Origin of the sequence: Brevundimonas mediterranea, from assembly GCF_011064825.1 — a bacterium.
GTDB classification, from domain to species: Bacteria; Pseudomonadota; Alphaproteobacteria; order Caulobacterales; family Caulobacteraceae; genus Brevundimonas; species Brevundimonas mediterranea_A.
Window position 1 is genome coordinate 459,496 of the sequence record NZ_CP048751.1, and the last position, 19,193, is coordinate 478,688.

Below are 19,193 nucleotides of genomic sequence, written 5' to 3' on the forward strand. Positions count from 1 at the left end.
TTGATCAGGCTGACCGACGTCCCAGCCTGTGGATGCCACGGATGTAAACCAACTCCGCCAAGAGCTCGATCAGAGTCTGGGTGACGATAATGGCCGGGACCAGGGGGATGGCGCCGGGCACGACCAGGGCCAGCGGCAGGACCACGAGCGAGTTGCGGGTCCCAGCGCTAAAGGCGACGGCGCGGCCGGCTTCCGGCGTCAGCCGTGCGAGCCTCGAGACGGCCCATCCGATGAGCGGCGCCAGCACGGAGAAGGCGACATAGACCGGCACGACACTCAGGGTCCGGTCGAGGGTCTGTCCGAGTTGCGGCATGACCGCGGCGACGACGATGAAGAGCACCAAGGCCGTGGCCGGCACCGGCGCCAGGCCGAGACCAGACGAGACTCGCTCGCCCATTTTGCTGCGGGCCGCCCAGGTCTGGACCAGCGCCGCCAGAACGAACGGGATGGCGATCAGCCAGACGAAGGCGTGGATGAACGGACCTGGCTGCACATAGGCCGCCGCCTCGGCGCCGAGGAACAGACGCAGATAGATGGGCAAGAGCACCATCTGGGCGATCAGCAGCATCGGTGTCGAGGCTAGGAGCAACCGGGCGTCCGCACGACCCAGATGAGCGAAGGTCACGACATAGTCGATGCAGGGACAGAGCAGCACCATCAGCACGCCGAGACGGATCAGGGGATCGGCCGGCAGGAACTGCATCAGGCCCAGGACGAACAGGGGCACAGCGATGAAGTTCACCGCCAGCAAGGCGCCCAGGAACCGCAACTCCTGAAGCGCCCGGCCGAGGGCGGCGACCGGCACCTGCAGGAAGGTGACGAACAGCATCAAGGCCAGCGCCGGATTGATCGCTGATTCCAGCACTTCCGTGCGCGGTATCAGGAACCCGATGGCCGTCGCGACGATCACGGCGGCGAAATAGATCCAGACCTGTCGGGCTTCGAGGCCGTCGCGAAGTTCAGACGTGTTCATCCCGGATCCTGACTTCGCACTGCACCCCTAACGGGCGCGACCGCCCCGGCTGTCAAGCCTCGTCCTGCGTTCCGCGGCAAGAGGGTGGACCGAACAACTGGCGGCGTTCGAGCGGCGTCGGCGCACGCCCGTAAGCTCTGGCGCGCGCACCGCACTTGAGGGTTTGGCTTGGTTCCTACTCCGGCTAAGATGGGCCCCGGCGGGCCTTGACCGGATAGCCTTTGATCTTGAGCCAGGGGACGTTCTGCGTCGGCGGCGATCACGGGTGAAGACGTCGAGCTTCACACAGAAGTTCCCGGCCCGCCCCCTCCCCTCCTCACCAACGGGCGACGCTGAGGCGGCGCCATCGATCCTTCTCCGCCAGAGGCACCTCGGCCAGATCGGCGTGATCGCGCCACCGAGTGATCACGCCCTTCTCAACCTCGAAAACATTGATGGCGCGGACGTTCATGACGAGGCCACGGTTCGCGGCCAGCAGATAGAGGCTTTCGGCGATGACCAGCTCGCCCTGGGTGACGGACTTGAGAATGTGAAGTTCGAACAGCGAATAGCTTTGGAAGAGCCGACGCCAGAAGCCGAGAAGCGCTGTACGTCCGACGAGTTCGCCCGCGATGTCGAACTGGGCCGCGACCTGCTCCGACAGATAGGATTCGAGGCGACGCACATCGCGTGATGCGATCTCCCCGGCGAAAGCTTGGACGACGTCTCCGGGCATAAGCGACATGATCACCGTTCAGGCGCGCAATCATGATCCGATTCTCAGCGAAAAACTCGCGTATCGCGTGTGACCAACGATGTCACTCCGGTTCGATAACCCCGGCCCCCACCGCGACCGCGACGGCCTCTATCCGGGTGCGCACGCGCAGCTTCGAGCACACCTTCTCAAGGTAGCTGTCGACCGTGCGCGGCGACAATCCGAGGATGGCGCCGATATCTCCCGAACTCTTGCCGCGACTGACCCACAACAGGCACTCCAGCTCTCGCGGGCTCAAGGCGAAAACTCGAGAGCCGACATTCGGTTGGAGGTTCGGAGCCATGATTTCACTCGCGATTGACCGGTGAAGGCTGAACGGACCAGCAGCCACGAGCAACACAGGGGAGTTGCGCATTCTCCGCAAGAAAGTTGCGGAGAATCGACGTCGGACCCGCCGCCCCTTAGGATCAAAGCCAACGCCAGAGACTGATTGCCCCTGCTTTGGCGACCGCTTACACAGTCCGGCGTCGGGCGCCGTCAGATACGGGCGCAACTTGAGCCGGGGTCCGTCAGTGGCGGAGGCGGCGTTTCGCCCTGAAGTAGCGGGCCTCTTCGCAGAGGATTCCTCGCCCGACCCCTCCGCCTTGCACCGGGACTCGCTTTGATTCATTGTCGGCCGTCGGCGCTTGCGTCGACAGGGGCCGGGAATCCCCTGTGCGAAGCTCAATCTTTACGACCGCGCCTCGACGCGCGGCGTCCGTCCGCTGGTGACCGCGGCGCACCCCTGTGTGCGCCCGGTCGTGGCGGGCGCGCTCTCGGATTCCTGCCTCCTGAAAACCGGCTGGAGGCCGCCGTGAGCGATGTGAAGGAGATGAACCCGGACGCTGCGGCGAGCCTGAACGGGCTTTACCGACGCTATTCGGGGTGGCTTGGAAAGCGCCTGCGCGGACGTGTGGGCGTCGATGAAGCCGCCGATGTGGTGCAGGAAACCTACCTTCGCCTAGCTCCCTATCTCATCGAAGACATCCGTCACCCCAAGGCTCTGCTCCTTCGCGTGGCCCTCAACCTCGTTCGCGATGAACGGCGTCGGATGGCCCTCCGGGACCGGGCGATGCAGGGGGCGATTCCAATATGGGTCACAGCGGTCGACGCGCCTGTCGACCGGCTGCACCTCAAGCAGGTTCTCCTGACCATGCCGCCGCTGTATCGGGACGTCTTCGTCTTGAGCCGGTTTGACGGTATGACATATCCGGAGATTGCTCTGGCCCACGGGATCAGCCTGGCTACGGTTGAACGGCGGATGGCCAAGGCTGTTGAGCACTGCATGGCCCAACTGGACGTCTAAGGCACGAACGATGACTGCCGATAATGACCTGGACGTAAGACGACGCGAGGCCGCGTCGTGGTTCGCCACCCTCAACCAGAAGCGGGTGGCGGCTTCGGACATCACTGCTTTCAGTCAATGGCGCCGCACCCCTGCGAACGCGGAAGCCTATGCCCGGATCGAAACGATGTGGGAGGCGGCCGGGAGCCTCAAGGGCGACGCCGATATCGCCGCCTTGACTGCAGGGGCCCGCGCACGCGCCGACGCCTCGCGCAAACTGCAGGGCCGCCTCGCCAAAGGCCTTATACCGATCGGCGCCGTGGCGGCCGTCGCCGCAGTGGTTGTCGGCGTGACAATGTGGTCTGCCCGTCCTCTGTCCTATGAAACCGGGCTGGGCGAACGGCGGATCGTCGTCCTGGCCGATGGGTCAAAGGTTACCCTGGACACCGAGTCTCGCATCACCGTCAGGCTCACCGGCCGTCGCCGTGCTGTAGAGCTGGCGAGCGGCCAGGCCTTCTTCGATGTGGAGGGCGATCCCGCCCGCCCCTTCGTTGTTCGCGCCGGCGCGACCGACGTCACCGCCGTAGGAACCCGGTTTGACGTCCGCCGCGCGGGCGGCGGCGCGCAGGTGACGCTCGTCGAAGGCAAGGTCGATGTCGTAGACCGGGGGCAAGCCACGCCGCGGTGGTCCCTCGCCCCGGGCCAGCAGATTGTCACCGCCTCGCCTCGTCCAGCCGTCCGGTCGGTGGATGCGGCGTCGGAGACCAGCTGGACATCCGGCCGCCTCATCTTCGCCGGCGACACCGTCGAAGCCGCTGTGGCCGAGGTCAATCGCTACACCGCGTCCAAGGTCGTCCTGGATGCGCCCGCCATCGCCGATATCGCTGTCAGCGGCGCTTTCAACACGGGCGATGTCGAGGGCTTCGTGTCCGCGCTGACCGAGCTCTATCCGGTCGTCGCCGACCGCACGGCTTCCGGTCAGATCGTCATTCGTGACGCCCCCGCGAAAATTATGAGCGCGCGCTGAGGGGTTTTGCCGCGCCCCTTCGTCTCTTCCCCGAACCGCGTCTGTGCGGATATCCATTTCGGGGGATTATTATGCGTATCGGTCTCTGTTCGTCTGCTTTCGGAGCACTCGCTGTCGCGGCGGCAATGCCTGTCGTCGCCCAGGCGCAATCCCCTGCCGTCCAGTTCCGCGTCCCGGCCGGCCCGCTAGAAACCACTCTTCCGCTGTTCGCGGCGCAGAGCGGCGAGCAAATCCTCTATTCCACCGACCTCGTAGCCGGCCGTCAGTCTCCGGGCGTCAGCGGCGCGCTGCGGACCGATCAGGCGCTGACCGCGCTACTGCAGGGCACGGGCCTGAGGGCGCGGCGCACGAGCCCGAACACTCTGGTCGTCTTTGATCCTTCCGTCCGGGCGGAGGCAGCAGATGAGGCGATTGAGATCGACGAGGTGATCGTCACTGGCAGTTTGATCCGCGGCGTCGCTGACGGCCCGTCGCCAGTCATCACCGTGACCCGGGGCGATATCGACCGACAGGGGCATGGAACAGTTGCCCAAGCGCTTGCCGCCCTGCCCCAGAATTTTGGCGGCACCGGTAACGATGCCGCAATGAGCAACGGCGGCGACCGGACGGGTACGAACAGCTTTTACGCCTCGGGCGTCAATCTGCGCGGCTTGGGCAGCGATGCGACTCTCGTTCTGGTCAACGGCCGACGAATGGCGGGCACAGGAAACAAGGGCGACTTCGCCGATGTCTCCACAATACCGACCAGCGCCGTGGCCCGCATCGACGTGCTGCTCGATGGTGCGTCAGCGCTGTACGGAGCGGATGCCGTGGGCGGCGTGGTCAACATCATCCTGCGTGAGGACTATGACGGTGCCGAGACGCGGGTCCGGTACGGCGTCACCTCGGATGGGGCGAGCGATGAGCTCCAGATTGCCCACACCGTAGGGAGCCGGTGGTCGTCAGGCTCGGTCCTGGGCACCTATGAATACAATGACCGCAGCCGCCTGGCGGCATCCGAGCGGGACCGGGCGAACGACGCGGACTTGCGGCGGTTCGGAGGATCCGACCGGCGTCGCATCTTCAGCAACCCCGGCAACATCGTCGTCTTCGACGCCGCAGCCGGCGGCTAGGTTGTGAGCCTTGCCGCTGTAGAGCGTCACGACCAGAAGCACCGCATGATAAAGATGTTCAGCTGTCTGGTGAAAATTGAAGGCGGCTAGGTTCGGCTCATCGTCCGACATGCAAAAGGCCGCCACTTTTCGAAAGCTGGCTGCGCTCGTCATCCATTTCTCATAGTGCCGCTCCGCCTCCTCCAGCGCCACGCGCGCCTTGAGGTCCGCCGGCTTGTGCAGCTTGGCGCCCGGCGTGTCGTAGAGCAGCACGCCTTCGCGCACGATGTCGGCGAAGAAATAGCGACCGCGATCCAGTTGCTCGTTCACGTCGTCGAGCGAATGGACGATGAGGCTGACGGGCGTGCGGATGTCAGGCCCGATGGGCATGGTCCGGTTTTCGGCCTCGTACCAGAATTCGCCGTCGGTCAGGTCTTCATGATCGACGACGATCAGCAGGTCGAAATCCGAGAAGTAGCGCCCGACGGGGTCATGGACCCAGTCGCCGCGCGCATAGCTGCCGTAGAGGATGACCTTGAGAATCCTGCCGTCCTTGAGCCGCGCGGCGCGACGGGTCGAGATCGCCTCCTCGAACGCCGCGCGCACAGTCTCGACCACCTGACGGAGTTCGGCCTGTTTGCGCAGCGGTAGATGATCGAGGCTCTTCTTCATGGCTGGAGTCTCCGCGATACGGCCGCACACGGCAAGGCTGAATACGCCGTCTTCGACCTGTCCGCCTCGCCGAGCGAGCGTCGTACCCAACGATGGTCTTCGCCGCCGCACGGCGGCGCCGATGAAAAAGCCGCGCGCCCCTAAAAGGGCGCGCGGCAAGTTTTCAGTCTCTCAGCGACGGCTATTCCGCCGCGAACGCATAGGCGTCGTCATCGCGCGGTTCGCTCGCGCTTTCGTCCTCCGGCTCCGCCGCATCGGACACCGTCCGCAGGACCGGGGGCAACCACCCCTTGCCCTCCACCAGCCGTTCCGCCGCCTCGGCCATGTCGCCCTTTTTGAACCCGGCGATCCGGCCCGCCTCCTCCGCGTTGACGGCCTCCGTCACCGCCTCCAGCACCCGCGTCTTTGGGACGCGCGTGAAGTAGCTGGCCGCCGTCGCCGACCACGTCCCGGCCATGTCGAGGCCGACCACCGTCGCCAGCGTCTCGGCCTGCGCCAAGGCGCCGGGTCGCCGGTCGTGGGGGTCACGCACGGCGTAGAGGCCGACCCCGGCGCAGCAGGCCATCAGGTCCAACTGGTCCGATGGAGCCAACCCGAACACCACGCCCCACAGGTCCTCGGCCCGCTCGGGCAGTCGCGCGCCCCAAGCCTCGCACCGGTCCCGAACCCGCCGACCGGCAGGACCGTCGTCCACCCCCGGCGCCAGCCGCTCCAGACCGCTGACAGACAGTCGAAGCTGCAGCGGCGTCCAGAGGCCATATCCCGGATAGAAGACCTGCAGCGCCAAGGCATGAACCACGGTCGCCAGCGCCGCGCCCACATCCGCCTGCACCGCGTCGCGCAGGCCCATGGTCTTGTGGGCCGTGAGGTCGATGACCAGCCGGTCGGACAGGGCGCTCCCGACCTCTTCCGGCTCCGGCGCGCGCCCGCCTCTCTCGGCGTCGGCGTCGCCACCGCAGTCCTCGACCGCCTCCTCTTCCGGCGGCGGCGCGACCGCGTCCTCGGCGCGGACCAGTCCGCGCTCGAAACGGGCCAGACCGTCATGGCCGAGCATCACCACGACCCCCGCCCGGGCCTTGGCCTCGGCGGCGTAGTCGAAGTCCGGACCGAAGGCCTGCAAGCTCTTGTCGATCTCCTCCAGCCGCGCATCCTCTTCGGGCGACAGCCCCTCCGCGCCCGCCTCGGAGACGATCCGGTCATATTCCTCCGACAGGGCCGTGATCTCGGCGGCGTCCGCCTCCGACCGTTCGACGGCCACCGGATAGACCCGCCCGAAGGCCGAGACGTCCGGATAGTCCAGGGCGGGCTCCGCCCACTTCCAGCCCTCCCGTTCGCGCGCCTCGTCGGCCAACCCGGACAGCTTCTCGCCGACCAGCCGGTCCAGCAGGACCACGTCCTCCAGCCAGCCGCCGCCGTCCTCGGTGAACAAATCCCGGAGGATTCCGCCGCCTTCGGCCTTATAGGTTTCGACGCCGACGAAGCGGACGCGCCGGTCGCCGACGCTCACCTTGGCCTCGGTCATGGCGCGCCGGATGGCGTAGGCCGGGGTATGGGGGCCGACCTGCTCCAGCACCTGCCGCTGCCGGTCCTGATCCTCGCTGACGCAGAAGGCGCTCAACTGATCCAGCGCCAGCGTCCCGGCCCGGTAGGCCGCCATCAACTCCGGAGCCGCTGAGCCGAGCCGGAGACGCTGACGCACGACATGGGCGGACACACCGAACCGGGCGCCGATCTCTTCGGGGCCGTAGCCCTTCTCGACAGCCAGTCGCTGGAAGGCCTCGAACTGGTCGGCGGGATGCATGGCCTCGCGGGTCATGTTCTCATCGAGGCTGATCTCGTGGGCGTCGTTCTCGGCGTCCACGATGACCCGCACCGGATGGGTCCGCTTGATCGCCTTGCGCTTGGCCAGCAGCCGAAGCCCCTGACGGCGCCCCTCGCCGATGCTGACGAGGTAGCTCCCGGTCGGAACGCCTTCCCCGTCCCGCTCGATCTCGACCACGGGCGGCTGCAACACCCCCTTGGCCTTGATCGAGGCCGCGAAGGCCTCGATGGTCGCCGGGCTGTGGGGCGTCTTCCTCGCATTCTTCGGTGAAGCCTTGAGCCGGTTCAGCGGCACGGTGATCTCCGCGCCATGGGCGGGGGTGGTCGCCTCGGTCGCGACGGTTTCGATGGATTGAGCAGTCATGTCTCTGCCTCCTTTGGGCAAGGGTTGCAGGCACGCGAACTGCGCGCCTGAAACCCTGCCCGTCGGCGAGACCGGGGTAGCAAGGGCCAGGGCGGACCGGCCGGAGGGGGATCGCCCGACCTGCACAAGCCTGACGCCAATGCCAATCATGACGATCCTCGCCGGCGCGGAAGGTCGGGGAGACCGGCCGGTCCGGCGGCGCAGCCGCTTCACCCTGGCGCGCGCGAGGGCGGAGCCCTTAGCTCTGCAAGCCCGACGAACCGTGCATTCCGTCGTCAAAGTCGACCGCTAAGAACCGGAGCTTATCGGTCACTGGCCACGATACCCAGTTGCAGCGAGGAAGGAGCCTGAAGAAGGCGGCGCCCATCCTGCGGTGCGGGATGACCGCGGCGGAGTGACTGGGATCGGTGACCCGTCGACTAAGCGACCGGGCGTCATCAGACGACGTCTGCGCAGACGGTGCTGAGAACCGTAAGACCAACACCGCGGGCCTGCGTGTTTTCCCTGCGGCATCTTTCGGTTCGAATCGACCCGAACGAGGAGATGCATCATGGGACAGACCCATTCGCCCCTGCCACGGACGATCAAGAAACCGGAACTGCGCCAGATGGTGCCGCTCGCAGACAGCACCATCTGGGAGATGGAGCAGCGCGGGGAGTTCCCCAGACGCTTCCGGCTGACGCCGCGATGCGTGGTCTGGGATCTGTCGGAGGTGCAGACCTGGCTGGAGAAACGCCGCCGCACCCCCGTCACGCCGGCCAAGGCTCCGGATGTGCGCCTGCGCCGATCACGCCCCGTCCACGACGGGCCGGGCGCCTCCCGACCGCACCTGTAAGCCGCGCCTCGCTTTAGAAAACGGCGAGCGGATTATCGACTGCTTCAGCCGGGGATGGCGGAGGCAAGGGGGACGGGACACGGGCTTCCAGGGCCGATAATTGATTTCTTCACCCCCGCGAGCTATATGTCGTCCCGAGGCCAGATCGGTTGAAACAGCCTCACCCGCCTCTTCGGAGGTCCACGCGTGAGCGAGATAGGGATTTCGATCCCGGAAGCGGCTACCGAGTGACTTCTGATAAGGGCGCCTCCGGGCGCCCTTATCTTTTCCGGTGGAACTTCAGCTTTTCGCCCTTCAGCGTCTTGTCGATCAGAACGGCGAAGCGAACCTTGCTCATGTGCGCAATAGCGAGCGCCTGCGCCGGCTCCGGGCTGTAGGCGCTTTCCACGAAGAGCTTGAGATCGACGCCCGCGTCGGCGCCGCGCTTGACCCGGAAGAAAACCCTGTAGTCCCCTGCTCCGCCGTCGTTGCGCACACCGATCCGCAGGAAGTTCGCCTCCGGGGTCTGATAGACGTGCGCCGTCGGCAGACCCTTCAGGATATGCGGGAGCGCCTGCGACAGCCCATAGCGGATCGGACAGAAGACGCGCCGCCTCGGACCATCCCAGACCGCGACCGCAGTTTCGTCGTGCTGGGCGGCGTCGAAGGTTTCACTGAAGCAGTGGTTGCTAAACCGGACATCGATCTTCACGCCGTTCGGACGCGACTGGGTGGCCATCTCCAGCACGAAGGGCTCGAGATGGTCGAACGCGAGCGTCTGCCCCGCGACTTCCAGCGGCGGAAAATACGGCCCGGCCATGGCCTACAGTCCCAACAGGTCCGGCGACCGCTTGCGCAGTCCCGGCCGGACGGCCGTGCGCTTGGTGGCGGCAGCCTTATCCCGCGCGTCGATCATGTCCTTGTCCCTGCATTTTCTGCTGGCATCCCGACGCATTTCAAAATTTCGGATCAAAACGCGGTGCGCTGACCTCTGACACGGTCAGAACCGGCGTGTAGGCGCGGCCCGCTTCCCAGGCGTCCACGGCGTTCGACCATTCCTGCGCCATGTGGCGGCGCTGGGTCTCGAACTCCGCCTTGTTGTAGACGCCTCGCGAAGATCGCTCTTCGTGAGCGAGCCCTTTCTCGATCCAGTCCGAGTTGAAGCCCATCTCGTGCAGCAGGGTCGAGGCCGTCCGCCGCAGGTCGTGCACGGTGAAGGGCTCGAGCGGAAGGTTACCCTTTCCGGCCCTTTCAGCGATCGCACTGGTGACGCGGTTGAAAGTCGCCCGCGACATCGGCGCATCGGCGTCATAGCGCGACGGCAGGATGTATTTCGAGTTGCCGGCGCAGGTCTTCAGAGCGACCAGGATGTCGAGCATCTGGGTGGAGAGGTAGACGTTGTGAGGGCGTGAGCGCTTCATGCGCGCAGCCGGGATCGACCAGACCGCATTGTCGAAATCCACCTCGGTCCACACCCCGTCCTGAAGTTCGCTCTTCCGAACCATGCTGAGGAGGATGAACTTCAAGCCGAGCCTGATGGTCGGCAGGGTCGCGACCTCACCCAGGAGCATCAGCATGATCCGGATTTCGGCTGGGGTGAGTGAGCGATCGCGCGGCCGGAAGGTGGCGATCGAAGCCGGACCCACGTCATCCGCAGGATTGTCGATCTTCTCGCCGTGGAGGATGGCCCAGCCGTAGATTTGTTTGACGATATCCCGGACATGGATCGCCGTGGCGGGCGCCCCGCGATCCACAATCGCCTTGCAGTGGGCCCGCAGATCGTCGGGTGTGATCTCGCTCAGCAGGCGGTTCTTCCACTTCGGCAGGATGTCCCGATTGAAAATCGCCCGGCGCATGTCGCGGGTGCTGTCCGCCATCGGCGCGCGGTCCATCCAGCCCTGGGCGACCTGTGCGAAATCGTGAGCTTCCTTCAGGCGACGTTTGGCGCGCTGCTTTTCAACCGCGGGCGACACCCCGTCCGCGATCGCCTTCTTCACCTCGATCAGCCGCTCACGGGCTTGGGCCAGCGTCAATCCGGCGCTGCCGTAACGCCCGAGCGTCAAGGTCTCTCGACGGCCGTTGAACCGATAGTCGTAGCGGAATGAGATTGCGCCGCCCGTCGAGACATAGACGTACATGCCGTCCCTGTCGGTACTCTTGTAAGCCCTTGCTTTCGGTCGCAAATTCTTCAGCGCAGTGTCGGTAAGCACGGTATAATCGCCTCTCTCCGTCGGTCCTCGAAATCGGTCCCGCCAAGACGGCTTTTTCTCATTCATCTCAATGACTTGCTGGAAATGAATACCGTCAGACCGCGGCCCGATGTCAGGACGGTATGAGCCCGAGTCCGCCAGATCAATGCAGCGGCGTACCGTCGGCCAGTCCGACAAAACGAAAAAAGACCCTCCGAATGGCTCCGAAGGGTCTCGACAGAATTCACAATGTTGTCAGGCCTTTAGAGGCCGCTTCGGAAGCGATACCGAATGCTGCCGAAGGGTCGGGACTATTCCCACTCGATCGTCCCCGGCGGCTTCGACGTCACGTCGTAGACGACGCGGTTCACGCCCCGGACCTCGTTGATGATCCGTGTCGCGGTCTTGGCCAGGACGTCCCAGGGGAATTGGTAGAAGTCGGCGGTCATGCCGTCGGTGGAGGAGACGGCGCGGAGGGCCAGGACTTTTTCGTAGGTGCGGGCGTCGCCCATGACGCCGACGGTCTTGACCGGCAGAAGGACGGCGAAGGCCTGCCAGATGCTGTCATACAGCCCGGCCTTGCGGATCTCGTCCAGATAGATGGCGTCGGCCTGTTGCAGGGTCTCGACGGCTTCGGGCGTGATCTCGCCGGGAATGCGGATGGCCAGGCCCGGTCCGGGGAAGGGGTGGCGGCCCACGAAGGCGTCGCTCAGACCCAGTTCGCGGCCCAGGGCGCGGACCTCGTCCTTGAACAGTTCGCGCAGGGGTTCGACCAGTTTCAGCTTCATATAGTCGGGCAGGCCGCCGACATTGTGGTGGCTCTTGATGACGTGGGCCTTGCCGCTGGACGAGGAGACGCTCTCGATCACGTCGGGATAGAGGGTGCCCTGGGCCAGGAATTCGGCGCCCTCGACCTTGTTGGCCTCACGGTCGAAGATCTCGATGAAGACGCGGCCGATGATCTTGCGCTTGGTCTCAGGGTCCGACTGGCCCGCCAGTTCGCCCAGGAATTCCTTCGACGCATCAACATGCACCAGCGGGATGTTGTAGTGCTCGCGGAACAGGGTGGTCACCTGTTTCGCCTCGTCCTTCCGGAGCAGGCCGGTGTCGACGAAGACGCAGGTGAGCTGGTCGCCGATGGCCTCGTGGATCAGCACCGCGGCGACGGAACTGTCGACGCCGCCGGACAGGCCGCAGATCACCTTGGCGTCGCCGACCTGTTCGCGGATCTGGGCGATCTTCTCGTCGCGATAGGCGGCCATGGTCCAGTCGCCCTTCAGCCCGGCGATGCCATGGGTGAAGTTCTTCAACATCTGGTGGCCGCGCGGGGTGTGCATCACCTCGGGGTGGAACTGCACGCCGTAGAAGCGGCGCGTCTCGTCGGCGATCACCGCATAGGGCGAACCGGCCGAAGAGGCGACGACGTCGAAGCCCGCGGGGATGGCGACGATCTTGTCGCCGTGGCTCATCCAGACCGTCTCTTCCTCGCCGACCGGGGCCAGGTCGGCCAGCAGGGGCGAGGCTTTCTCGACGGTGATCTCGGCGCGGCCGAACTCGCGGGTGTGGCCGCCCTCGACCTTGCCGCCCAGCTGTTCGCACATGGTCATCTCGCCGTAGCAGATGCCCAGCACCGGCACGCCGGCTTCGAACACGGCCTGGGGCGCGCGGGGGCTGCCTTCCTCGTGCACGCTCTCGGGACCGCCCGACAGGATGATGGCGGCGGGGTTCATCCCCGCCAGAGCGGCCTCGGCCTTCTGGAACGGATGGATTTCGCAATAGACGCTGGCCTCGCGCAGGCGGCGCGCGATCAGCTGCGTCACCTGGCTGCCGAAGTCGACGATGAGGACCTTCTGGTGATCTTGAGGCGTGGTCATGGCGTAATCGAATCCGGGGAGAGTTGCGCGGGGTCTTGGCCTTGTGCGGCCGGGATTTCAAGGGCGGCGAGGCCGTCGGCCTCCAGCAGGGCGATCAGACGATCCAGGGCGGCGGCCAGGTTCTCGTCCACATGGTGCAGGGTGGAGGTCCAGTCCTCCAGCGCCTTCAGCTCGGCGCGGCCGTCCGACACGCCGCGCAGGGCGACCAGAGGCACGCCAGACGTCTGGGCCGACCGGACCAGGGCCCAGGTCTCCATGTCCACCATCTCGGCCTCGATGGCGTCATAGGCGGCGCCGGAGACGACGTTGGCGCCGGTGGACAAGGTGGCGGTCGGCACGCCGGGGATCGGGCACGGCAGGGGCAGGATCGCAGGCCGCTCCAGCAACGGGGTCACGCCCTTGGGGAAGCCCAAAGGGCTGGCGTCCATGTCGCGATAGGCCACCGAGGAGGCCTGATAGACGCAGGCGTGGTCCAGCACCCGGGACCCGCACGACCCCAGCGAGACGATCAGGTCCGGCAGGCCGCCCCCCGCTTCCAGCCGCGCCAGGGCGGCGGTCAGGACGACGGCGGCCTCCACCGGACCGACGCCGGTCATCAGGGGCTGGATGCGGGCGCGCAGATGGTCGCCGTATTCGGCAGGCGCAGCCATGACGTAGAGGACCGAAACCTCGCCGTGCCGAACCAGCCCACCCCCCATCAGGCGGCGCGCTGATAGACGGCGGCGAAGAAGCCGTCGGTGTCGGCCGAGGCCGGCGACAGTCGCAGACGCGCGCCGGACGCCAGTTCAGCGAACCTGGCCCGCGCGGCCTCGGTCAGTTGGGGCGCCGACAGGACGTCGGCGACGGCGACCGGGTGGAAGTCCGGATTGGCGGCCTCGAAGGCGTCGGCGCTGGCCTCGTTCTCGCGGGCCAGCATCGAACAGGTGACATAGACCAGACGCCCGCCCGGCTTCACCAGCTTGGTCGCCTGGCTCAGGATGCGGACCTGAAGCGCGTGCAGTTTCTCGACCTCTTCGGCCGTCAGACGCCAGGCGTCCTCGGGTCGACGCCGCCAGGTGCCGGATCCCGAACAGGGGGCGTCGACGAAGACCAGATCGGCCCGGCCGTTGACGGCTTCCAGCCCGCCGCCGTTCTGGCCGATCAGCACCAGCTCGGCCTCGACGCCCGCGCGTTGCAGGCGGGGGCGGATGTTCTCGAGCCGCTTGTTGACGACGTCGGAGGCGATCAACTTGCCCTGCCCCCCCATGGCCTGGGCCAGACCCAGGGTCTTGCCGCCGCCGCCGGCGCAATAGTCCACCACCGTCGCGCCGGGTTGCGCGCCGGCCAGCCAGCAGACGACCTGGCTGCCCTCGTCCTGGATCTCGAACTTGCCGGCCTTGAACCCGTCCAGGGCCTGGATATTGGGCGGCGGCTCGGACGGCACGCGCAGCCCCAGGGCGGACCAGGGCGTGCGGGCGACCGACAGACCGGCGTTACGCAACTCGACCTCGACCGCATCCACCGTGGCCGCCGCGTCATTGACGCGCAGGTCGATGGGCGCGCGGGGGGCCATCAGGGCGTGGGCCTCTTCGGCCCAGCGGTCGCCGAAGGTGGCCTTGAAATCCTCGACCACGAACTCGGGCAGACCGGCCGCGACCCAGCCCGGCAGTTTCCCCTGCCCCGCCGTGATCCGGCTGCGCTCCTGTTTCGACAGCGGTCGCGGGCCATAGCCGTCGCCCGAGTGCAGCGCCTCGATCTCTTCCACCGACAGGCCGTCGATGGCGTGCAGCGAACCGATCACCAGGGCCCGGCCGTCCTCGCGCCCGCCCATGATCCACGACAGGCGGCCGCGCGCCCGCAGCACCTTGTAGACATGATCGGCGATGGCCCGCCGATCCTTGGACCCGGCGTAGCGGTTGGCGGTCCCCCAGGCCTTCAGGACGGTTTCCGCCGGTTGGTTGCCCTGGGCGATGGAGTCCAGGACGGCGGCGGCGGCGGCGAGACGGGCGGCTGGGGTCAATGCGGACTTTCAGAGATCAAAGGAACAGGAAGGTCAGGACCATGACCAGTCCCGCAAGCGAGACCAGCCAGACCAGCGACCGGATATAGGGAATACCGAGGGCGTAGAGCGGCACATAGACGACGCGCGCCCAGAAATAGAGAGCCGAACCCCACACGGTCAGGGCGCTGGACGCCTCGATCACATGGGCGATCAGCACCGCGCCGATGAACAGCGGCAGGGTTTCATACAGGTTGGCCTGGGCGCGCTCCAGACGACCGGTCAGCGGCTTCTTCGCCGCCGGCGTCTCGTCGCGCGGACCCGCATTCCACTTCGAACCGAACTCGACCGTCCTCGCCCCGGCCGGCAGGAAGACCTGCACCAGGGCCAGGATCAGCGTCAGGGCCAGATAGGTCAGTTCGGTCGTCATGGCCTTATCCCTGTCTGTAGTTCGGCGCCTCGCGCGTGATCATCACGTCGTGGACGTGGCTCTCCCGCAGGCCCGCGCCGGTGATGCGCACGAAGCGAGCGCGCTCCTGGAAGTCGGCGATGGTGCCGGCCCCTACATAGCCCATGGAGGCGCGCAAGCCCCCGACCAGTTGGTGCAGCACCGGGGTGATCGGCCCCTTGTACGGCGTCTGGCCCTCGATGCCCTCGGGCACCAGCTTCTCGGACGAGACTTCCTTCTGGAAGTAGCGGTCGGCCGAGCCGCGCGCCATGGCGCCGACCGAACCCATGCCGCGGTACGACTTGTAGGACCGGCCCTGGTACAGGAAGACCTCGCCGGGGCTTTCGTCGGTGCCGGCGAACATCGAACCCATCATGGCCACATTGGCGCCGGCCGCGATGGCCTTGGCTAGGTCGCCCGAATATTTAATCCCGCCGTCGGCGATGACCGAAGCGCCCGTGCCCCTGGCGGCCCGCGCTGAGTCCATCACGGCCGTCAGCTGCGGCACGCCCACGCCCGCCACGATCCGGGTGGTGCAGATGGAGCCGGGACCGATGCCGACCTTGACCGCATCCGCGCCCGCGTCGATCAGGGCCCGCGTCGCATCATAGGTGGCGACGTTTCCGGCGATGACCTGCAGACGGTTCGACTCGCGCTTGATCCGCTCGACCACCTGGGCGACCGAGGCCGAGTGGCCGTGGGCGGTGTCGATCACCACCACGTCCACGCCCGCATCAGCCAGGGCCATGGCCCGCTCATAGCCCGCATCGCCCACGGTCGAGGCGGCGCCGACCAGCAGACGACCCTGGTCGTCCTTGGCCGCATGGGGGAAGGCCTGGGCCTTCTCGATGTCCTTCATGGTGATCAGGCCGACGGCCCGATAATCCTCGTCCACCACGATGACCCGTTCGATCTTGCGGGTTTTCAGCAGGTCGCGCGCCTCTTCACGGCTCGCGCCCTCACGCACCGTGATCAGGTCGCCGGTCGTCATCAGCGAGGCGGCCGTCAGGTTCAGGTCGTTCTCGAACCGCATGTCGCGGTGGGTCAGCATGCCGACCAGCTTGCCCGTGGCCGGATCGACCACCGGGAAGCCGGTGATCTTCTTGCGGGCCACGATCTCACGCACTTCGCCCAGGGTCGTCTGCGGGCCGACGGTGACCGGATTGACCACCATGCCGCTTTCATAACGCTTCACGGCGCGGACCTGATCGGCCTGCTCCTCGATGGTCATGTTCCGATGCAGCACGCCCAGGCCGCCGGACTGGGCCATGGCGATGGCCAGGCGGCTTTCCGTCACCGTGTCCATGGCGGACGACAGCAGCGGGATGTTCAGTTTGATGTCGCGTGTCAGCTGGGTCGAGACATCGACCATCGCCGGCATGAACTCGGACGGGCCGGGTTCGAGCAAAACATCGTCGAAGGTCAGTCCTTCGCGTATCTCCATAGGGAGTCTCCGTTTTGCGGGCCGCGTATAACGGTGCGGAGGGGGCCACGGCAAGGGTCTTGCGGCTTATGGGCCCGATAGATTTTATTGGTTTGCAACCGAGGGGGCCAATGACCATTCTTGCAACATGGTCGGCGTCCTCCTCAGCACCGCGCGCAAACTGGCTCTGAAGATCGCCAGCTATGGCGTCATGCACCTTGTGGTGGCCATTCTGGTGGCCTTCGCCATCACGCGCGACTGGCGTATCGCCCTGGCCGTCGGCATGGTCGAACCCTTCTTCCAGACCATCGCCTATTCGATCCACGACCGGGTCTGGCACCGGGTCGAACGCCGCCGCATGGCCTCCAACATCGAAGAGGCGGCCGAGGCCTTCACCGCCCGGCTCGACATCATGTCGCCGGACGAACAGACCCGCGTCCACGACCACCATGGCCACAGCCACGCCCTGCCCCGCTCGCTGAAACAGGTGGCGGTCAAGACCGTGACCTATGGCGTCATGCATTTCGCTGTCGCCGTGGCCGTGGCCTACGCCCTGACCCAGGACATCCGCACAGCCCTGGCCATCGGCACCATCGAACCCCTGGTCCAGACGGTCTTCTTCACCGTCCACGACCGCATCTGGTCGCGCATCGAACAGCGCCGCGCCGGCCGGCAGCCGGCGACGGCCTGAGCCTCGGCGGCGCGGATTCCGCCGCCTACCGCTTGTTCAACGCCACCAGAAACACCTCGGCGCTGTCCTTCCGGCTGGAGGCCGGCTTGACGTATTTGACCGTCTCGAACTCCTCGCGCAGTCGCGCCAGAACCCCTCCGGCGTCGCCGCCCTGGAAGTTCTTGGACACGAAATTCCCGCCCGGCCGAAGGGTGCGGATGGCGAAGTCGGCGGCGATCTCGATCAGGGCGATGATCTTCAGGTGGTCGGTCTGGCGGTGGCCGACCGTATTGTGCGCCATGTCCGACAGCACCAGGTCCGGCGCCCCGCCGATGGCGTCGATCAGTTGCTGGTCCACGCCCGGGTGGGTGAAGTCGGCCTGCAACAGGGTCGAACCCGGAATCGGCTCGATCATCAGCAGGTCCACGCCCGCCACCGCGCCGGCCCCGCGATTGACCGCCACCTGGATCCAGCCGCCCGGCGCCGCGCCCAGGTCGATGACCTTACTGCCGCGCTTGATCAGGTGGAATTTGTCGTCGATCTCGATCAGCTTGAAGGCCGCGCGCGAACGCCAGCCCTCGGCCCGCGCCTTCTCGGACCATTTGTCGGCCAGCTGGCGTTTGATCCATTGCTGGCTCGACATCGACTTGGTGTCGGCCGTCTTCATTTTGGTGCCCATGCCGCGCCCGGCGGCGGTGCCGCCCGTGGGCGGTTTGACCATCCGGCGGCGTTCTTGGGGCTTTTCGTCTTCACTCATCGTTCCCACATAGCCCCGACCGGCGTTGCGGGCTATGTCCCGCCTCAAATCAACCCCAAGAGGACGACCGAAATGGCCGACACCCTGACCTTCACCCTGGACACCGGCGACGGCGAAGCCCGCGACGTGGTCATCAAGCTGCGCCCCGATCTGGCTCCCGGCCACGTGGAACGCATCACCGAACTGGCCTCGGAAGGCTTCTACGACGGCGTGGTCTTCCACCGCGTGATCGCCGGCTTCATGGCCCAGGGCGGCGACCCCACCGGCACCGGCACCTCCGGCTCCAAGAAGCCGAACCTGAAGGCCGAGTTCTCGGCCGAGCCGCACGTGCGCGGCGTCTGCTCGATGGCGCGCACCGCCGATCCCAACAGCGCCAACTCGCAGTTCTTCATCTGCCTGGACGACGCCACCTTCCTGGACCGCCAGTACACGGTCTGGGGTGAAGTCGAATCCGGCATGGAACACGTCGACGCCCTGCCCAAGGGCGAGCCGCCCCGCGCGCCCGGCAAGATCGTCAAGGCGACGGTCAACTAAGACTCGTCCCACCCTCGAAACCGTATCGGCTCGGCCGATGCGGTTTCGAGGCCTGCGGTCTAGGAGCGGTCCTCGGCCGCGCCGTCGAACTGAACCGCCTGGGCGTCGCGCCAAGCGTCACGCAAGCCGTCCACCGGCAGGTTCGCGCCCAGCAGGGCCAGTTGATCGACCCACACCGTCGCCAGTTTGTCGACTGTGGACTGGCCCCAGCCCGGCGGCTGCTGACGCGCCCAGTTCTGCAAAGACTCCGCATTGAAGATCATCAGGAAGGCGCAGGCCACGAACAGGGTCTGGCTGGTCCACCGCCGCGCCCGCGACGCCTCGCCTTCTTCGTCCAAAGCCGGCGCCGGGGGAAAGGCGAACCGGCCCAGGGCGACCAGGGCGTTCTCGCGCGTCGGCAGGTCGTGGGCGTCGGCGGCGCCGATCCAGTCGCTGGACGGATCAGCCGCCACCGGTTCGTCCAGCGGCGGAAACGGCGACACCGGCGGATGCGACTGTGTCGGGAAGGGATCGACCGGGTCCGTGGGATCGCTCATCGTC

Annotated in this window: 19 protein-coding genes and 1 pseudogene; 6 read left to right on the forward strand and 14 right to left on the reverse strand. The window is 66.5% G+C overall.

What is annotated here, in order from left to right:
- Window positions 1-4: 4 nt before the first annotated feature.
- From GYM46_RS02280 to GYM46_RS02290, 3 genes are all read right to left on the reverse strand, one after another.
- Complete coding sequence (locus GYM46_RS02280; protein WP_008260487.1) at window positions 5-973, reverse strand: arsenic resistance protein; 969 nt, start codon at window positions 971-973, stop codon at window positions 5-7.
- Window positions 974-1,289: 316 nt separating this feature from the next.
- The gene (locus GYM46_RS02285) at window positions 1,290-1,697 is read right to left on the reverse strand and encodes a nuclear transport factor 2 family protein (protein WP_232216215.1); all 408 of its coding nucleotides are present in this window, start codon (window positions 1,695-1,697) and stop codon (window positions 1,290-1,292) included.
- Window positions 1,698-1,770: 73 nt separating this feature from the next.
- Window positions 1,771-2,010, reverse strand: coding sequence for a helix-turn-helix domain-containing protein (locus tag GYM46_RS02290; protein WP_083793413.1), 240 nt, complete (start codon window positions 2,008-2,010; stop codon window positions 1,771-1,773).
- 510 nt (window positions 2,011-2,520) lie between these two features.
- Between GYM46_RS02290 and GYM46_RS02295 the strand changes: the two genes are divergently transcribed.
- From GYM46_RS02295 to GYM46_RS16745, 3 genes and pseudogenes are all read left to right on the forward strand, one after another.
- On the forward strand, window positions 2,521-3,012 hold the full coding sequence (locus GYM46_RS02295) for an RNA polymerase sigma factor (RefSeq protein ID WP_008261235.1): 492 nt from the start codon (window positions 2,521-2,523) through the stop codon (window positions 3,010-3,012).
- Window positions 2,981-4,018 (forward strand): FecR family protein, encoded by a 1,038-nt coding sequence (locus GYM46_RS02300; RefSeq protein ID WP_232216214.1) that lies wholly within the window; start codon window positions 2,981-2,983, stop codon window positions 4,016-4,018. Before GYM46_RS02295 ends, GYM46_RS02300 begins: the two co-directional genes overlap by 32 nt.
- A 125-nt stretch (window positions 4,019-4,143) precedes the next feature.
- Window positions 4,144-4,827: pseudogene (locus GYM46_RS16745) on the forward strand (TonB-dependent receptor plug domain-containing protein); the annotation flags it as partial.
- A 132-nt stretch (window positions 4,828-4,959) separates the two neighbouring features.
- On the opposite strand, the gene GYM46_RS16750 reads toward GYM46_RS16745, so the two are convergent.
- Complete coding sequence (locus tag GYM46_RS16750) at window positions 4,960-5,940, reverse strand: HEPN domain-containing protein (RefSeq protein WP_232216213.1); 981 nt, start codon at window positions 5,938-5,940, stop codon at window positions 4,960-4,962.
- 22 nt (window positions 5,941-5,962) lie between these two features.
- Complete coding sequence (locus tag GYM46_RS02315) at window positions 5,963-7,966, reverse strand: ParB/RepB/Spo0J family partition protein (RefSeq protein ID WP_008263418.1); 2,004 nt, start codon at window positions 7,964-7,966, stop codon at window positions 5,963-5,965.
- A gap of 550 nt (window positions 7,967-8,516) precedes the next feature.
- On the opposite strand from GYM46_RS02315, the gene GYM46_RS02320 reads away from it, so the two are divergent.
- Window positions 8,517-8,801 carry a helix-turn-helix transcriptional regulator gene (locus GYM46_RS02320; protein ID WP_008260373.1) on the forward strand — a complete coding sequence of 95 codons (285 nt, stop codon included), beginning with the start codon at window positions 8,517-8,519 and terminating at the stop codon, window positions 8,799-8,801.
- A gap of 259 nt (window positions 8,802-9,060) precedes the next feature.
- Here GYM46_RS02320 and GYM46_RS02325 read toward each other — a convergent pair whose 3' ends face one another.
- From GYM46_RS02325 to guaB, 7 genes are all read right to left on the reverse strand, one after another.
- Window positions 9,061-9,600 (reverse strand): hypothetical protein, encoded by a 540-nt coding sequence (locus GYM46_RS02325; protein ID WP_008260164.1) that lies wholly within the window; start codon window positions 9,598-9,600, stop codon window positions 9,061-9,063.
- Window positions 9,601-9,736: 136 nt separating this feature from the next.
- The gene (locus tag GYM46_RS02330; RefSeq protein ID WP_040349340.1) at window positions 9,737-10,990 is read right to left on the reverse strand and encodes a tyrosine-type recombinase/integrase; all 1,254 of its coding nucleotides are present in this window, start codon (window positions 10,988-10,990) and stop codon (window positions 9,737-9,739) included.
- A gap of 290 nt (window positions 10,991-11,280) precedes the next feature.
- Window positions 11,281-12,843, reverse strand: a complete 1,563-nt coding sequence (gene guaA / locus GYM46_RS02335; protein WP_008263989.1) for a glutamine-hydrolyzing GMP synthase — start codon at window positions 12,841-12,843, stop codon at window positions 11,281-11,283.
- Window positions 12,840-13,541, reverse strand: a complete 702-nt coding sequence (locus GYM46_RS02340; protein ID WP_008262514.1) for a 5'-methylthioadenosine/S-adenosylhomocysteine nucleosidase — start codon at window positions 13,539-13,541, stop codon at window positions 12,840-12,842. The genes guaA and GYM46_RS02340 overlap by 4 nt, the downstream gene beginning before the upstream one ends.
- The gene (locus GYM46_RS02345) at window positions 13,541-14,842 is read right to left on the reverse strand and encodes an RsmB/NOP family class I SAM-dependent RNA methyltransferase (RefSeq protein ID WP_008264363.1); all 1,302 of its coding nucleotides are present in this window, start codon (window positions 14,840-14,842) and stop codon (window positions 13,541-13,543) included. The genes GYM46_RS02340 and GYM46_RS02345 overlap by 1 nt, the downstream gene beginning before the upstream one ends.
- Before the next feature lie 16 nt (window positions 14,843-14,858).
- On the reverse strand, window positions 14,859-15,251 hold the full coding sequence (locus GYM46_RS02350; protein ID WP_008263600.1) for an MAPEG family protein: 393 nt from the start codon (window positions 15,249-15,251) through the stop codon (window positions 14,859-14,861).
- Between the two features lie 4 nt (window positions 15,252-15,255).
- The gene (gene guaB / locus GYM46_RS02355; RefSeq protein ID WP_008259075.1) at window positions 15,256-16,713 is read right to left on the reverse strand and encodes an IMP dehydrogenase; all 1,458 of its coding nucleotides are present in this window, start codon (window positions 16,711-16,713) and stop codon (window positions 15,256-15,258) included.
- A 127-nt stretch (window positions 16,714-16,840) separates the two neighbouring features.
- On the opposite strand from guaB, the gene GYM46_RS02360 reads away from it, so the two are divergent.
- The gene (locus GYM46_RS02360; protein ID WP_008259786.1) at window positions 16,841-17,383 is read left to right on the forward strand and encodes a DUF2061 domain-containing protein; all 543 of its coding nucleotides are present in this window, start codon (window positions 16,841-16,843) and stop codon (window positions 17,381-17,383) included.
- 25 nt (window positions 17,384-17,408) lie between these two features.
- Here GYM46_RS02360 and GYM46_RS02365 read toward each other — a convergent pair whose 3' ends face one another.
- A complete protein-coding gene (locus GYM46_RS02365) occupies window positions 17,409-18,119 on the reverse strand; it encodes an RlmE family RNA methyltransferase (protein WP_035305198.1) in 711 nt (236 codons plus the stop codon).
- A gap of 72 nt (window positions 18,120-18,191) precedes the next feature.
- Here GYM46_RS02365 and GYM46_RS02370 point away from each other — a divergent pair, with 72 nt between their 5' ends.
- Window positions 18,192-18,653: a peptidylprolyl isomerase gene (locus GYM46_RS02370; RefSeq protein WP_008263882.1), complete on the forward strand. Its 462-nt coding sequence runs from the start codon at window positions 18,192-18,194 to the stop codon at window positions 18,651-18,653.
- A gap of 59 nt (window positions 18,654-18,712) precedes the next feature.
- Here the strand turns inward: GYM46_RS02370 and GYM46_RS02375 are convergent, their stop codons facing one another.
- On the reverse strand, window positions 18,713-19,189 hold the full coding sequence (locus GYM46_RS02375; RefSeq protein WP_008260380.1) for a hypothetical protein: 477 nt from the start codon (window positions 19,187-19,189) through the stop codon (window positions 18,713-18,715).
- Window positions 19,190-19,193 lie beyond the last annotated feature (4 nt).